The sequence below is a fragment of the Aurantibacter aestuarii genome (assembly GCF_003008425.1).
In the GTDB taxonomy this organism is placed as follows: Bacteria; Bacteroidota; Bacteroidia; order Flavobacteriales; family Flavobacteriaceae; genus Aurantibacter; species Aurantibacter aestuarii.
Genome location: NZ_PXOQ01000007.1, coordinates 866,440 through 883,798, shown reverse-complemented (window position 1 = coordinate 883,798; position 17,359 = coordinate 866,440). Strand labels below are relative to the sequence as shown.

At 32.6% G+C, this 17,359-nt stretch carries 10 protein-coding genes; 3 read left to right on the top strand and 7 right to left on the bottom strand.

Features of this window, described 5'->3' with window-relative positions:
* Window positions 1-42: 42 nt before the first annotated feature.
* The 7 genes from C7H52_RS05095 to C7H52_RS05065 form a co-directional block, all read right to left on the bottom strand.
* On the bottom strand, window positions 43-1,461 hold the full coding sequence (locus C7H52_RS05095) for an alpha-amylase family glycosyl hydrolase (RefSeq protein WP_106462799.1): 1,419 nt from the start codon (window positions 1,459-1,461) through the stop codon (window positions 43-45).
* A 4-nt stretch (window positions 1,462-1,465) separates the two neighbouring features.
* Complete coding sequence (locus C7H52_RS05090) at window positions 1,466-3,301, bottom strand: glycoside hydrolase family 13 protein (protein WP_106462798.1); 1,836 nt, start codon at window positions 3,299-3,301, stop codon at window positions 1,466-1,468.
* Window positions 3,302-3,346: 45 nt separating this feature from the next.
* Window positions 3,347-5,458, bottom strand: a complete 2,112-nt coding sequence (locus C7H52_RS05085) for a glycoside hydrolase family 97 protein (RefSeq protein ID WP_106463079.1) — start codon at window positions 5,456-5,458, stop codon at window positions 3,347-3,349.
* Between the two features lie 4 nt (window positions 5,459-5,462).
* Entirely contained in the window at window positions 5,463-7,775 is a 2,313-nt protein-coding gene (locus C7H52_RS05080) for a glycoside hydrolase family 65 protein (protein ID WP_106462797.1), read from the bottom strand.
* A gap of 47 nt (window positions 7,776-7,822) precedes the next feature.
* Complete coding sequence (pgmB, locus tag C7H52_RS05075) at window positions 7,823-8,473, bottom strand: beta-phosphoglucomutase (protein ID WP_106462796.1); 651 nt, start codon at window positions 8,471-8,473, stop codon at window positions 7,823-7,825.
* A 1-nt stretch (window position 8,474) separates the two neighbouring features.
* Window positions 8,475-9,854, bottom strand: coding sequence for an MFS transporter (locus C7H52_RS05070; RefSeq protein WP_106462795.1), 1,380 nt, complete (start codon window positions 9,852-9,854; stop codon window positions 8,475-8,477).
* A 134-nt stretch (window positions 9,855-9,988) separates the two neighbouring features.
* A complete protein-coding gene (locus tag C7H52_RS05065) occupies window positions 9,989-11,047 on the bottom strand; it encodes a LacI family DNA-binding transcriptional regulator (protein WP_106462794.1) in 1,059 nt (352 codons plus the stop codon).
* Window positions 11,048-11,264: 217 nt separating this feature from the next.
* Between C7H52_RS05065 and C7H52_RS05060 the strand changes: the two genes are divergently transcribed.
* Genes C7H52_RS05060 through C7H52_RS05050 form a run of 3 tightly spaced genes read left to right on the top strand, consistent with a single transcriptional unit; the run spans window position 11,265 to window position 17,346 of the window.
* Window positions 11,265-14,372, top strand: coding sequence for a SusC/RagA family TonB-linked outer membrane protein (locus tag C7H52_RS05060; protein ID WP_106462793.1), 3,108 nt, complete (start codon window positions 11,265-11,267; stop codon window positions 14,370-14,372).
* Window positions 14,373-14,384: 12 nt separating this feature from the next.
* Entirely contained in the window at window positions 14,385-15,947 is a 1,563-nt protein-coding gene (locus C7H52_RS05055; protein WP_106462792.1) for a RagB/SusD family nutrient uptake outer membrane protein, read from the top strand.
* Between the two features lie 16 nt (window positions 15,948-15,963).
* Window positions 15,964-17,346: a SusE domain-containing protein gene (locus C7H52_RS05050; RefSeq protein ID WP_106462791.1), complete on the top strand. Its 1,383-nt coding sequence runs from the start codon at window positions 15,964-15,966 to the stop codon at window positions 17,344-17,346.
* The last annotated feature ends 13 nt before the right edge of the window (window positions 17,347-17,359 follow it).

Here is a 17,359-nt window from a genome sequence, read left to right as displayed (position 1 = left end):
TGAAACGCTAGTTTACATTTAATAAAAGTACTTAATTAAATGTTAGAGTTTTTCTAACAGCATAAATTCGTTTTTATCAAGCTTAATCTCATTTAAATCTGTAAAAGTTTTTTTAGAAATAACATCTTTATATGGATGCTTAGTATTTAAATTCACAATTTCTTCTTTATTTCCTAAGTTTGCAATATAAATAACCTCATCTGAACCGTTATAACGCTTAAAGGCTAAAATAGATTTGTTATCTGCTAGTAAGTTTTCATAAGCACTTGCGTTTTTTCCACCGTACATTGCTGTATTATTCTGTTTAATTTCTGCAAGAGTTTGTAATAGTTTCCACATGTCACCTTTTGTGTGCGGAAAACTATCTTTTTCAAAAAACAATAAACGCTTATCTAAACCATATTCCTGACCAGAATAAATTAGTGGCATTCCCGGAGCGGCATAACTTAGTGCCGTCATAGCCATACCATTTTCTCCCATACGTTCTTTTATTGTTCCGTTCCAAGAATTTTCATCATGATTAGTTACAAAATTCATTAAAATATCATCTTTTTCGTACTTAACATTAAGGCTATCCATATAGGTTTTCCAGGATGCTGCATTAGCTTCACCTTTAGCCAATTTATTTAATAAATGATGTCCATCCCAAGCATAAGCCATATCAAACAAATTATCTTTTAACAGTTCCGGCTCCCATGCTTCTGCTAACATAAAAATGGGTTTTTCTTTTCTAAGTTGTGGTATTGCTTGCTCCCAAAAACTAGTAGGCACAGAACCTGCAACATCACATCTAAAACCATCAATACCTTCATTTTTTATCCAATAGGACATATCATTTATCATTTCTTTTCTTAAACCTTCATTATCATAGTTTAAATCGGCTACATCTGCCCAGCCCACAGGAGTTCCATCTTCATTTAAGGGATCTGTAATTTCACCCTTAATATTTTTGGTATAATACTCTGGATGGTTTTTTATCCAGGTATGATCCCAGCCTGTATGATTAGGTACCCAGTCTAGAATGACCAACATATCATTTTGATGCGCTACGTTAACTAAATTTCTAAAGTCTTCTATAGTACCAAATTCTGGATTAATTTTTTTGAAATCTGAGACCGCATAGTAACTTCCCAACATTTTATCAAGTTTCGCTTCATCTTCTATTAAACTGGCAAAATCACCTCCAGTTGCTTTACGCTTGGTCTGGCTAATAGGAAAAACAGGCATTAACCAAATTATTTTAACGCCAAGTTCTTTAAGCTGCGGAATATCTTTTGTAAACGCATTAAAAGTACCCTCATTAGAATATTGTCTAATATTGGCTTCATAAATTACAGCTGTTTCTAAAAGTGAATCGTTAACCTGAATTATTTTTTCTGAAGTGTCCTTTGGTGAAACCGCTTCTTTTTTACAACTAAATAAAATTGTAATTAGTAAAGTAGCTAAAAGTATTTTTCTCATGATATTATTTCAATTCTAAAATTAAACTCGTTTTTCCTTCTATTGACAATTCTTCTTTTAAATCGATTGTTTTACTTGAAAGAATATCACTTCCTGAAGTATAATTTTTAATATTTTCTTGAAATCGATTTAAATTTACTTTTTGATGACCTAAAGAATTATTTAAAATGATCATCACACTCTCTGTGTCGTTATGACGGAAATACACATAGACATTATTTTCAGGAATATAATGCGTTAGTTTTCCAGTATGAATCACTTCTTTGTTTTTTCTCCAATTCAATAGTTTTTTTGAAAAATCGAAATATTGTTTTTGAACTGAAGTCCTTCCTAAACTTGAAAAAGCATTATTAGAATCGCCTTTCCAACCACCTGGAAAATCTTGACGAATGTCTGCATCACCTTTTCCTTTATCGCCTGCCATTCCTATTTCAGAACCGTAATAAATTTGAGGTATACCACGTGTTGTAGCCAACAAAGTCATTCCTAATTGGTACGTTTTGAAATCGTTTTTATAAATTTCATTAAATCTACCAGTATCATGATTTTCTAAAAAAACTAATAGATTACTTGGGTTTGCATACAAAAAATCGTTGGTAAAATTATCATAGAATTTTATGACTCCTTCATTCCAACCAGCATTGTTTTCATTAAAGACATTTCCAAATGCATCGTGTAAAGTAAAATCCATTACCGAAGGACAAAATGAGTTGTAACTTTGAATTTTGCCAATTGGACTATTTTTTTGCCAATATGAAATTTGAGCTTGATCGTGCATCCAAACTTCTGCAACTATGTTAAAAAAGGGATATTCATCTATAATGGCTTTTGTCCACTTTGCAATGCTATCTTTATCATTATAAGAGTAAGTATCTACACGAAAACCATCTAAATCGGCATATTCAATCCACCAAATTGCATTTTGAATAAGATAGTTTAAAACTAAAGGGTTGGATTGATTTAAATCGGGCATACTTGGCACAAACCAACCATCCATACAATACTTAGCATCTCGTTTTGAAGCATTTGAATCGAATTGAGTAGACATTCGATAATTACTTTGAGCATAACCAGGAAATTGATGAAACCAATCGTATGTTGGCATATCTTTAAACATCCAATGCTCTGCGCCCCAATGATTGGTAACATAATCCATAATTAACTTCATATCCCGTTTATGCATTTCAGCAGCTAAACGTTTGTAATCTTCATTGGTTCCATAACGAGCATCTATTTGATATACATCCGATTGACCATAAGTATGATATGAATAATCTTTGTCATTATCTTCACAAAGCGGTGTTGACCAAATTGCTGTTGCGCCTAATTCTTGTATATAATCTAAATTTTTAATAATTCCTTCTATATCACCACCGTGTCTTCCACCTGGCAAACTTCTGTTGGCTTTTTCTTGAAGATTTGGAGAAGAATCGTTGGAGTCATTTCCATTAGCAAAACGATCTGGCATTAATAAATACATCACATCTGAAGTATCAAAACTTTTTCTGTTGGCAGAATTTTCTCTTCTTTTTTTAATTTCAAAATCTTTTACAAATGATTTTTTACCATTTTTAAAAGTGAATTTTAAACTTTGAGCCGAAACATTTTTAGTTTCAATTGTAACGAAAATATAATTTGGATTTTCGGTTTTTGCTACGTTTGTAATTACAACATTATTTGAAACGGAAACTGTATTTTTGGCTATATTTTTTCCGTAAAATAATACTTGGACTTCACTTTTGCTCATCCCTTCGTACCAAAATGGTGGTTCCATTTTGTCGATTTGAGCAAAAGTGAAAGTTGTTATTAAAAGGAATAAAACTGTTATTTGTTTTTTCATGTTTTATTATTTAGATGCTGAAATAAGTTCGGCATGACAAAAAATTTATTCTACTTCAACAATACTTATTGCATAACCACCAGCTGAAGCAGAAGTCATTTTTAATTTTGATTTATTGGTTACTTTCTGTTTGGTGATTTTATAAGCTTGTGGGTTTGTTTTATAATCGGCATCTTTTGCATCAGCATAGATAGTTGCTTCATATTTTTTACCCTTATCTAGGAAATCTAAACTAATTGTTGATGTTCTTGGGTTAACTCCATTGTTATTTCCTACAAACCAATTGTTTGAATTTTTATCTTTCCTTGCAATAGTGATGTAATAACCTGGCTCTGCTTCTAAATATTTCGATTCAGTCCATTCTACGGGAACATCTTTTATAAATTGAAATGCATCTAAAAAACGGTTATAGTTTTCTGGTAAATCGGCAGCCATTTGCAATGGAGAATACATCACAACATACAAACCTAATTGGTTTGACAAAGTTGTATTTACATGCGAATTGTTGTTTGGGTTTAGTTTAGAAATATCCATTTCAAAAATTCCTGGTGTATAATCCATTGGTCCACCCATTAATCTTGTGAAAGGTAAAACTGTAGTATGATTTGGTTTTGAACCACCAAATGCCTGGAACTCTGTTCCACGAGCTGATTCGTTTCCAATCATGTTTGGATAAGTTCTGCAAATTCCTGTTGGACGAACAGCTTCGTGAGCATTAATCATTATTTTATAATCAACTGCTTTTTCAATTACATACTGATAATGATTTAAAATCCATTGGCTGTAATGATGTTCACCTCTTGGCAACATATTTCCTACATAACCTGTTTTTACAGTATCATAGCCGTTTTCATTCATAAATTGGAATGCTTTATCTAAATGACGCTCATAATTTCTAGCTGAGCCTGAAGTTTCATGATGCATCATCATTTTTACACCTTTTGATTTTGCATAAGCATGAATTTCTTTTACATCAAAATCTGGATAAGGTGTTACAAAATCAAACACATAATCTTTAGATTGACCAAACCAATCTTCCCAACCTTCATTCCAACCTTCTACTAAAACTGCATCAAATCCGTGAAGTGCTGCAAAATCTATAAGCTCTTTAACGTGTTTAGTCGTTGCACCGTGTGTACCATTTGGTGTTGCTTTTGAGTAATCTGTAATTCCTAACTGAATAGATGGAAAATCATTAGTGTAAGACCATGAACTTTTTCCAGTAATCATTTCCCACCAAACTCCAACATATTTTATAGGTTTTATCCAAGAAGTGTCTTCAATTTTACAAGGTTCGTTTAAGTTTAACGTCATTCTTGAAGCTAAAATATCTCTAGCATCGTTACTAATGACTAGTGTTCTCCATGGAGAAGTACATGGGGCTTGCATATAACCTTTATCTCCTTTTGCATCTGGAGTTAAATGCGATTGAAAAACCATAGTTTTATCATTCAAATCTAAACTCATGCAAGAATAATTTATTAGAGCTGCTTCGTGAATATTAATGTAAATTCCATCTGCAGTTTTCATCATTAATGAGGTTTGAACCCCGGTATTAGAAAACTGTTTTTGAGAAGCATTACCTGTTACTGCTTTTTTAAATAGACCTCTTATTTCTGACAGTTTACTTTCGGTATAATCGTATTCTTGAGTATCATAATCTCCAGGAATCCAAAATGCTGTATGATCTCCAGTCATGGCAAACTCAGTTCTTTCCTCTTTAATCACAAAATAAGCCAGATTTTTTTGTTGAGGAAATTCATATCGAAACCCCAAACCATCATTGAATAAACGGAAACGAATAATCATTTCTCTTTCTGTTTCGTTTTGTTTTAATTGAACAGCTAATTCATTGTAGTGGTTTTGAATTTGTGATTCTTCACCCCAAACTGTATTCCAAGTTTCATTGAATGTTGAAGGTGTAGCACTAACCACTTTAAAATCGTTTAAAAGTGATTTTTTATCATTTTTTAATTCTAACCCTAACTTGCTGCTTTTAACAACTTCTTTATTTAAGTAAGAAAGTTGGTATGTTGGAGTTCCATCACTTAATAAAGAAAACTTCATTAAAAAATTTCCGTTTGGTGATTTAAATTCTTGAGCGTTTCCAAAAACTGAAACTAATAGAATTATAATTAAAGCTTTAATTTTATTCATTTGATTATTTTTTAGACGCTGAAACAAGTTCGGTAAAACTATTTTGTTTTTTTCCATTTACAACAACATCAATGTTTTGATTGCCTTCTATACTAATTTTAGGTTCATAGTGATTAACTTCCACCTTAACAATAGCATTTCTAAAATTAACTTTAAAAGAATAGGCTTCCCATTCTTTTGGTATTTTTGGGTCAAAATGTAACTGATTGTTTTTAACTCTCATTCCACCAAAACCTTCTACAATACTCATCCAAGTTCCTGCCATACTAGTAATATGAAGCCCTTCATGAACTTCATGGTTATAATCGTCTAAATCTAATCGAGATGTTCTTAAATAAAAGGTGTAAGCCTGTTCCATTTTATCTAACTTAGCAGCTAAAATACTATGTACACAAGGCGATAAAGAACTTTCATGGACTGTAAAGGGCTCGTAAAAGTTGTAATGTTTTTCTAATTCTTCGGTAGTAAAGTGATCTTCAAAAAAGTAAAATCCTTGTAACACATCGGCTTGTTTAATATAAGGCGATCTTAAAATTTTGTCCCATGACCATTTTTGGTTAATAGGTCTTTCAGATGTTGGCAATTGATCTACTGTAACCAATTCTTTGTCTAAAAAACCATCTTGTTGTAAGTAAACACCTTTTTCTTCACTAAATGGAAAATACATATTCTCAGCAACTGTTTTCCATTGTTTTAATTCATTTTCTAAAAGATGTGTTTTTGCAACAACATTTTTATAATTGTTAGGATATTCTAATTCGATTTTATCTAATTGCTCTAAAGTATATTCTAAACACCATTTTGCTAGGTAGTTTGTGTACCAATTATTATTGATATTATTTTCATATTCATTAGGTCCCGTGACTCCTAACATGACAAACTTATTTTTTTCAGTTGAAAAATTAACTCGCTGCTCCCAAAAACGAGCTATACCAATTAAAACTTCAATTCCAGCTTGAGCTAAATAAGAATAATCGTTTGTATATCGCGTATAATTATATATTGCGAATGCTATTGCTCCGTTACGATGAATTTCTTCAAAAGTAATTTCCCATTCATTATGGCATTCTTCACCATTCATGGTTACCATAGGGTAAAGCGCTGCACCATTTTTAAACCCTAGTTTTTGAGCATTTTCTATAGCTTTTTCCAAATGTTTGTAGCGGTAGTACAATAAATTTTTTGCGACCTCATCATTTTTGGTCGCCATATAAAATGGTATACAATAAGCTTCAGTATCCCAATAAGTACTTCCTCCATATTTTTCTCCTGTAAATCCTTTAGGACCTATGTTTAGAGAGGCATCTTTTCCTAAATACGTTTGATTTAATTGGAATATATTAAAACGGATACCTTGTTGAGCCTTAACATCTCCAGATATGGTAATATCTGCCATTTCCCAAATTTTAGACCAAGCTTGTACTTGTTTTTCTAAAAGTCCAGTGAATTGCAATGTATTAGCAATTTCAATATTTTGTTTTGCAATATGTTTTAAATCATTTCTATGATGTGCTCGGTCTGAAACGTAACCACCAAATTTAATTATACTTAAAGTGGAGTTTTGAGCAATAGTGTAAGAATAATTTAAGGAAATTTTATGTGCTTCTTTGTTTACTGAGGCTGGAAGATTTGTTTTTTGTCCGTTAACTTGAAATTGAGTACTATTATAAGTACAGGTATGAAATTCAGTTTTATTTGTTTTAGAAACTATAAACGCTTGGTTTTCAAAATGTTCTACAGACAATGTTTCCCAAAATTTATCTTCCCAGTTAGTATCTTCGTTGGTAATACCTGCATCAATGTAGGAAGACAATTCCAGTTGAGCGGTTTGATTTAATGGCGTAATTTGATATTGAATGGCACCAATTTCATCATGTGTTAAACTTAAAAAACGTTTAGACTCCACTTTTACTTCTAATCCATTATTTAAAAAAGCAATGAATGAACGTGAAAGCCAGCCTTCTTTCATATTTAATTCCCTTTTAAAATCCACAACTTTTTTACAGGAATTTAAATCTAAAACTTCTCCATTTAAAGAAACAGAAAGTCCTATCCAATTTGGAGCATTTAATACTTTAGCAAAATAATTAGGATATCCATTTTTCCACCAACCCACACGAGTTTTGTCTGGATAGTAAACTCCTGCAATATAACTTCCTTGAAAAGATGGTCCAGAATAATCTTCTTCAAAATTGGCTCTTTGCCCCATTGCTCCATTACCTATACTAAATAAACTTTCAGAAGATTTTACACGATCTTTATGAAATCCTTCTTCTATAATGGACCACTCGTTAGGTATGATATAATCTTGATTCATAATATATTATTTTGTTGAAAAACGGTTTATGCGTTTTTCATGACACTTTACTTTTTAATTAATTCGGTTATAAAATTTGAAGGCATACTCTTAAAATCATTAAATACAATTTGTGCTTCAAATAGTATATGTTGTTCTCCAATACCTACAGCATACATTTGTGCAGTATTTGCAGCTTGTATTCCAGAAACAGAGTCTTCAAAAACAACACATTCTTTTGCCTGGCAATTAATAGTTTGGGCTGCCTTTATAAATACTTCTGGGTTTGGTTTTGCTGTAGACACATCGTTTCCATCTACAATAGCATCAAAATATGGTCTAAGCTCTACACGATCCAGAATATAACGTGCATTTTTACTTGCAGATCCGAGTGCGATTGGTTTATTTGCCTCTTTGATAGTCTCTAGAAATGCTTGTACTCCTGGTAGAATTTCACTGCTCGTCATTGTTGAGATATAATTTAAATATTCCTCATTTTTCTTTTTCATGAGTGCTTCAAATTCGGTTTCAGAAATCGTTTTGTTTCCCCAAGCTAAAATTTTCTCTAAGGATTTTACACGGCTTACCCCTTTTAGTTCTTCATTTTGAAGTTCTGTAAACTCTATATCAATACTATTTGCCAAATTTTTCCAAGCTAAATAGTGGTATTTTGCAGTATCTACAATTACTCCATCTAAATCAAAAATAAATCCATTCATATTAAATAATTTCTTGTGCGGGTTGATAACTAATTGCGTTTTTATCTGTAATCAAAAAATTACACAGTCCCGCAATAATTAAGCTTATGCCAGCAATAGTCATAGCATATATAGATTCTTCTCCAAATAAACTCATTAAAGCATTAATCCCACCGAGAGCCGCTATAATTTGAGGAATTACAATAAACATGTTAAATATGCCCATAATGACTCCCATTTTTTTAGGGTCTACAGCACTAGATAACATGGCATAAGGCATAGAGAGAATACTTCCCCATGAAATACCAATTAGTATAAAACAATATTTAAGTTGTGAAGGATTACAAAAATACATAGCAAGAAAACCTACACCTCCAAGTATAAGTGACACCATATGAACGTATTTTCTATTAATACGTCTTTTTGAAGTATAAACAACTAATAGTAATGCAAATGCCATAGAAGAGAGTCCATAAACACCCATAGCAGAACCAACCTCATTTGATGATTTTTGAAAAGCTGTATTTTGAACATCAAACTTTTCGGCTTGAGCAGTTATAGTTAAATCAAATTCTGCTTTTGCTGGTGCGGGTGTTTTATATACATGCTCTGTTAATGCAGGATTTGCAAGACTCCACATGGTAAAAAAAGCAAACCAAGAAAAAAATTGAATAACACCAAGCTTTTTCATGGTTTTGGGCATAGAACCAATGTTGTTAAGAATATCTGGTATAAAGTTGTTTTTTTGTTTCTTTTCTTCTCGAAAAGCTTCCATATCTTCAGGTGGATATTCAGTTGTTGTAAAAACGGTGTATAAAATGCTAATTAGAAATACAAAAGCACCAATTGCAAATGCAATTTTTACTGAAGCTGGAATAACGCCTAACTCTGCAGCATCACTAACACCCAATTTTGAAACTAACCACGGTAAGTTACTAGCTACCCAAGTACCAATTCCAATAATTAAGGTTTGAACTACGAACCCGTAGGACCGTTGTGACTCGGGAAGTTTATCTGCTACCAATGCCCGGAAAGGCTCCATGGACAAATTAATTGAGGCATCTAAAATCCATAAAAATCCTGCTGCCATCCATAAAGTTGGAGAATATGGCACAAAAAATAGAGCAATAGAACTTAAAATAGCTCCAATAAGAAAATACGGGCGTCGTCTGCCCCATTTATCACTCCAAGTTTTATCACTTAAATAACCAATAATTGGCTGTACAAGTAATCCGGTAAGTGGCGCTGCAATCCATAAAAACGGAATATCGTCTTTGCCTGCTCCAAGTGTTTGAAATATTCGAGACATAAAGCCTCCTTGTAAAGCAAATCCGAATTGAATTCCAAGAAAGCCGAAACTCATGTTCCAAATTTCCCAAAACCCCAATACACGCTTTTTCATAAATAGTATATTTTAAATGAATACTATTTTGATAAGCTATAATCTTATCAAAACTTAAATTAATTGAGAAGTAAAAATAAGTTTTGACTAGTGCGTAAAGATATAAAAGATTTTAAATCTGCATTGCTTTTTTTTTATTTTGTTGATTCTCGTTCAATAAGTTCTGTTTCAATAACCTCTGTTTCGTAACGTTCCAGCTCCATTTCTTCCTCTTCATAATCCTCTAGTTCTAAACGATTTATAAGCAACTCAGCCGCTCGCTCCCCAATTTTCTGGGCATGTTGAGATACAGAGGTTAAGGTAGGCACAGCATTTTGAGAGAGAACTCCATCCGAGAATCCTATAACTTGTAAGTCTTCTGGAATTCGCTTTTTAAGTTTTCTTGCGACTTTCATAACGGTTAGTGCATAAATTTCATTTACTGCAAAAACACCATCTATTTCTGGGTTAGAGATAAGCATGTGCTCAATATCTTGTTCTAATTGAGTCAAATTATCATCTATAAGCTCTGAGTCTTCGACTTTTAAAATTAAGGAATCATTTAAGGCTTTTTTGTTTTCTTCTAATGCTAAAATATAGCCCTTAGTTCTTAGCGCTCCAACATTTACAAAGTCTTTTGTTGTTACAATCGCAATGTGATTACAACCAGAATTAATTAATTTTTCTACTGCCTTTTTTGAACCTAACAAATCGTCTACAATAACTTTATCACATTTAATTGAGTCTTCAACGCGATCAAACATAACAATAGGCATACCTTGCGCAATCGTTTCGTTAAAATGATGAAAATCACGTTTTTCTAAAGTTTCTTTGGAAATAGATAATATAAACCCATCAATACTTCCATTTGCTAGCATTTCCATATTTAAAACCTCTTTAGAAAACGACTCATTAGACAATCCAATAATTACATTGTAACCTCTTTGATTAGCAATATGCTCTATTCCAAAAATGACTTTGGAAAAAAAATAGTGCACTATCTCGGGAATAATTACACCTATTGTTTTAGTCTTTTTATTTTTAAGGCTTAACGCAATATTGTTTGGTTTATAATTATAAAATTTAGCAAAAGCTTGAACTTTCTCTCTCGTTTCTTCACTAATTTCTTTACTGTTTTTTAATGATTTTGAAACCGTAGAGATAGAAACATTAAGTTCTTTTGCTATTAACTTTAGTGTAATTTTCTTTTTCATAATTAAAAGGGGTTAAAAAACAATATTTAATAAAATATTAGGCTAAAAATAACATAGAATATATCAAAACAGGCTAAAAATCAATAATTAACATAAAGTTGTCAACACGAAAACGTTTTCGTTAGTTTCAAAAAAATTTCCAGACAAAAATTTTACATAGATTTAACATTGAGAAGTAAAAATAAGGTCAATCTATTTAAAAATCAAAAGCATTTACATGAAAGTTTTTATTCAAAAATTGTACTTAATACTGTGTCTTGTACCAACCATTTTTATGGCACAAAGCATAGTTACCGGAAATGTTTCCGAAAAGGCCTCCGGATTACCACTTCCAGGGGTAAATATTATAATTAAAAATTCATCTACGGGAACTTCTGCAGATTTTGATGGTAATTATAGCCTTCAAGTTAATCCCGGGGATGTCATTGTTTTTTCTTATGTAGGTTTTGTTACTCAAGAAATACCATATACCAATCAAAAAACTATCAATGTAGCCTTAGCAGAAGATAGTGCTCAGTTGGACGAAGTCGTTATCATTGGTTACGGCTCTGTAAAAAAAGAAGACTTAACAGGTTCTGTAGACTTAGTGACCTCTAAAGACTTTAATAAAGGTAATATTGTTTCTACAGATCAGCTTTTACAAGGTAAAGCAGCTGGTGTTAGAATTACAAATGATGGAGGTTCTCCTGACTCCAATCCAAATATTAGAATAAGAGGTAGTGCTTCTCTTAATGCAAGTAATAGTCCATTAATTGTTATTGATGGTGTCCCTCTTGGAAACCAAAATCCTGCAGGAAACTCAAACCCTTTAAGTTTAGTTAACCCTAACGATGTTGAAAGCTTTACTATACTTAAAGATGCTTCTGCTACAGCAATATATGGGGCTAGAGCATCAAATGGTGTTATTATTATTACCACTAAAAGAGGAACTAGTGGAGCTCCAAAATATAATTTCTCAACAGATACTACAGTAAATACTGGGGGAAATGATTTAGATATAATGGATAGTGCTACTTATGTGCAGTTTATTAACCAATACTTTCCAACTAAAGCAGAACTTTTAGGTGTCCCTGTTGGAAGTGTTCAAACTTCTGAAGAAATTGCTCAAATCATCTCAACACCATCTGGAGAAAGAGCTATTTATGATACAGATTGGAGAGAAAACATTCTTAGAACCGCTATTACTTCGAATACTAATTTTGGTGTAAACGCTTTTCTTTTTGACAAATTACCTACAAGAATGTCTGTAGGATATACTAATGCTAAAGGTATTGTTATAGAGGATGATTACGAAAGATTTACAGGATCTTTAAATATGTCTCCTAAGTTTTTAGATAATAACCTTAAAGTTAACTTAAATTCTAAAGTTGTATATGCTGAAAAAAATGCTATTGATGCAGGTGGAATTTTAGGTAATGCCATAGGGTTTAACCCAACACAGCCTATTTACAATAATGCACCAGACAATAGATTTGGTGGTTATTTTCAAAATACAATTGTAGAGGGAAATAATTTAATTACCGATGGACAAATTAATCCGCTTTCTCTAGCAGAACAAAGAGAACGTCCCGAAACAGTTAAACGATTTTTAGGAAATATCGAATTAGATTATACTCTACCATTTTTTCCAGACTTAAAAATTGTTACAAACATAGGTTTAGATGCCTCTAAATCTAGAATTGAAGAACGCTACAGCGACAATGCTGTGCAGACTTACAGATTTGACCAAAATAACAGTGATATAGACACAAACTTTGTGTTTAATCCTGGTACAAATTACAGAGAGTTTCAAACCATAACAAATACAACGTTTGACTTATATACACAATATAGAAAAGAATTTGAGACTGGCTTTTTAAACAATTTTGATGTACAGATAGGCTACTCCTACCAGAATTTTAAGAATGATGGTAATCGCCAAATTTTTAATTACAATGTAGATACCGGGATACGTGAAGAGACTATAAATCCCGATAATCCAAATAACAGATATTTTAACGAGTACAATCTACAATCATTTTTTGCACGTTCTAATGTTAATTTAAATAACAAATACTTATTAACGTTCTCTTTAAGAGCCGATGCCTCTTCTTTATTTGTAAGTGATGATATTTGGGATAGCGATGTTTGGGGCTTTTTCCCAGCAGCTGCATTAGCTTGGAAAGTTAATGAAGAACCCTTTTTAAAAAACAGCAGTACTGTTAATGACTTAAAGCTTAGACTTGGAATTGGACAAACAGGACAAAACGATATAACTGGTGCAGTAGGTTTTTATCCTTCTACTCCATTTTTTCAAGCAGGAAACGCCAATAGTCAATATTTTCCAAATTCGTCACTTTATGCTGCATTACCATTTAACCCAGATCTGACTTGGGAAAAAACAACAACTTATAATGCTGGTTTAGATTTTAGTTTCTTTAAAAACGGATTTATAAATGGTGCTTTTGATATCTACCAAAGAGAAACAACCGATTTATTAGCTAAAGCTCCGGTTCCAGCTGGTCAAGGTCTAACTAATGAATTTATTGATAATATTGGAAGTAGTGAGAGTAAAGGTTTTGAGTTAAATTTAAACTTAAGACCTGTTGTAACAGAACATGTGGAATTAAGTTTTAATGGAAATATAGGTTATAATAAAACCGAAATTACAGATTTAGAAGGTGCCGATTTATTAGAGGCAGGAGGAAATGTGAGAGGTACTGGAACCACGCTTCTGTATCATAAAGTTGGTTTACAAGCAGGTTCTGCATGGGTCTTAAAACAAGTTTATGATGTTGCAGGAAACCCAATACCAGGTGCATTTGCAGATTTAAACGGAGATAATGTTATCGATAATGACGATCGTTATTTTGAACAAATAGCTCCTAACTGGACCTATGGTTTTGGTATGAATTTCACTTATAAAACATGGGATTTATCTTCAAGTTTTAGAGGTCAAGTGGGTGGACATGTATACAATCAAACCAAATTAAATTACGGATTCACAGAAAGTGCAATTCCTCAAAACGCAAGTAGTTTAACCAACGTACTTAATTTTTATACCGGAGCAGCAAACCCAGCATTTACAGATTATTCTAATCAAAATGTGGTTTACTCAGACTTTTTCCTAGAAGATGCAACTTTTTTAAGATGCGATAATATCACTTTAGGAAAACGTTTTGATAATATGATAAAAAATGGAAGTGTTCGTTTTTATGCAGCCGTTAGTAATGCTTTTATAATAACAGATTACACAGGACAAGATCCCGAAAATTTTGGAGGTATTGATGGTGCTTTTTACCCAAGACCTCGATCTTTCACTTTTGGATTAAATCTTGATTTTTAAAAATAATTAACTATGAAAAAAATAACTTTAATCATTGCAAGTATTATACTTATTTCGGGTAGCTCTTGCGTTAATGATTTAGAAACAAAACCGAAAGTTAATCTTTCTCTAGAAGATTTATTAGACTCAGACCCTAATGCAGTAGAAGGAATTTTAGCCAAGCTTTATGCGTCTTATGCTTTAACAGGAACAGATGGACCTGGAAGTGCAGATATTACAGCTCAAGACGCAGGAGAGTCTGGATTTTTAAGAGCTATTATTAACCTACAAGATTTCACAGCCGATGGTATGAAAAACAGATGGGGAGATGGAGGATTGGATCCTCTAACAACAACTACTAACTGGACAGATAATAATAAGTTTTTTCGCTTATTTTATGATAGAGCATATTTTACTATACCGCAATGTAACAACTTAATTAGTATTTTAAATAATAACGATTTTGAAAATAGTGAGGTTATCAAATCTGAAGCTCGCCTTTTAAGAGCCTTGTCTTATTTCTATCTTATAGATACTTTCGGAAAAGGTGTTTTAGCAACTGAAGAAAATCTAGGACAATCTACGCCATTACCAGAATCTTCACGTTCGGAATTATTTAATTATGTTGAAGCTGAACTTTTAGAAATTGAAACCATTTTACCTGACAGAATTGGCTATGGCCGAGTTAACAGATTTGTTGCCAATATGTTACTTGCAAAACTTTATATTAATGCTGAAGTTTATATAGGAGTGCCAAGATATAATGATGCTGTCACCCAACTTAATAAAGTAATTGGTGAAGGCGGATATACTTTAGACCCTAATTTTGTACACCTTTTTTCTGGAGATAATGATAGCTCTCCTGAAATTATATTTCCAATCCTAGCAGACCCAGTAAGCAACCAAAGTTATGGTAACACGACTTACATTGTAAACGGGAATATGAATAGTGCTACAATGCCCACTTTGGATTTTGGAAATTTAGGTGGTGTATTTGCATGGGCTGGTCATAGAGCAACAAAATCTTGGTATGGTTTATTTGGAAATAGCGCTGCGGATCTTGCTAATGCTACAGATAGACGTGCTGGATTATTTTGGACGGACGGTCACAATTTCGAAATGAATGATTATAGAGAGTGGACAGATGGTTTTCCTTCAACTAAATTTAGAAATACGGGTGCAAACACAACTATTTCTCCTTCAGAATTTTCTGGAACAGACTTTCCTTTATATAGACTTGCAGATGCTTATTTAATGTATGCAGAGTGCGCTCTAAGAGGCGCTACAAACGCATCTATCGGAGATGCTTTAAACTATGTAAATTTAGTTCGAAACAGGTCTGTAGCAACACCAATAACGAGTGGAGAATTAACTTTAGACTTTATTATAGATGAAAGAGCAAGAGAGTTAAATCTAGAAGGTCACAGACGTACAGATCTTATTCGTTTTAATAGGTTTACTGGCGGAAGTTACATCTGGTCTTGGAAAGGCGGTACATTTAATGGGACAGCAATTCCAGAAGCTTACAAATTATTTCCAATCCCAGTATCTGCATTAAACTCAAATCCTAATTTACAACAAAACCCAGGTTTTTAATTTAAATAAAATTATTATGAAAAATTTTAAAATATTTTTAAGTCTTGCTGTAATAGCTTTTTTAAGCTTTTATTCATGCGAAGAGAATGATGATTTAGTATTTACCGCTCAACCACAAGGTGAATTTTCATTCTCAAATACATTTTTAGATCAATACATTTTAACCTCACAAGCTTCTTCCAACCTTGCTGAAAGATTTACTTGGCAAGATGCTAATTTTGGAGTTCAAGTTAATACAACTTATGAGTTACAAGTGTCTACTGTGGGAGACTTTAGTGACATGGAAATTATTGGAGAAACTACCGGCAACGAATTGGCAGTAACTATAGGAGAAATGTTAACTCTTGCTAACGATGCTGGTTTAAATAATGACCCAGCTACTCCAGAATTAAATTCAGGAACTTTTACGTTTAGAGTTCGAGCTTATGTAGGAGATGCTGTAAGCACAACAGAAAAATACTCATTTCCTCAAGCCCTTAATGTATTTTTAGCACCAAATAGTAATGGTGGAGGAAGTGGTTCTGGAATTATGATTTCTGAATGGGGCGTTATTGGCTCTGCAGCAAACGATTGGGGTAATGCTGGACCAGATTTACCTTTTTACACCACCACAGATCCAGATGTTTTAGTGGCTTATGTTAATTTAAAAGATGGTGAAATTAAACTAAGACAAAGTATGGATTGGAATTTACCAAACTACGGAGATGCTACTGGAGATGGAATTTTAGATCAAGACGCAAATAATAATATTGCGGTTACAGCGGGAGATTACAAAATTGAATTTAACACTGCAACATTAGCCTATTCTATTGTACCATTTTCTTATGGTATTGTTGGTTCTGCTTGGAATGATTGGGGTAATGCGGGACCAGATGCAAAAATGTTTTATGATTATACATCAGATTCATTTAAAGTAGGTGTTAAATTACAAGCTGGGGAATTCAAAATTCGTTTTAACCAAGATTGGAGTTTACCAAATTATGGAGATGCTACTGGAGATGGTATTTTAGATCAAGATGCCAATAATAATATTGAAATTACAACTCCTGGATTTTATGTGCTTTCTGCAAACTTCACTACGTTAGAATATACTTTAGTTCAGTCAGATCTTTGGGGTATTGTAGGTTCTGGTTATAATGATTGGGGCGCAACTTCAGACTTTATGTTTACTCCTTTAACAGACACTAATTGGCTAGCACAGAATGTTATGTTAATTAATGGAGAAATTAAAATAAGACAAAATGAAGACTGGAATTTACCTAATTATGGAGATGCTACTGGAGATGGTATATTAGATCAAGATAGTAATAACAATATTCCAGTAACTATGGGAACGTATGATATCAAATTAGATTTTACAGACCCTGGGGCACCAACATACACAATTATTACAAAATAAAGAATTAAAAGGG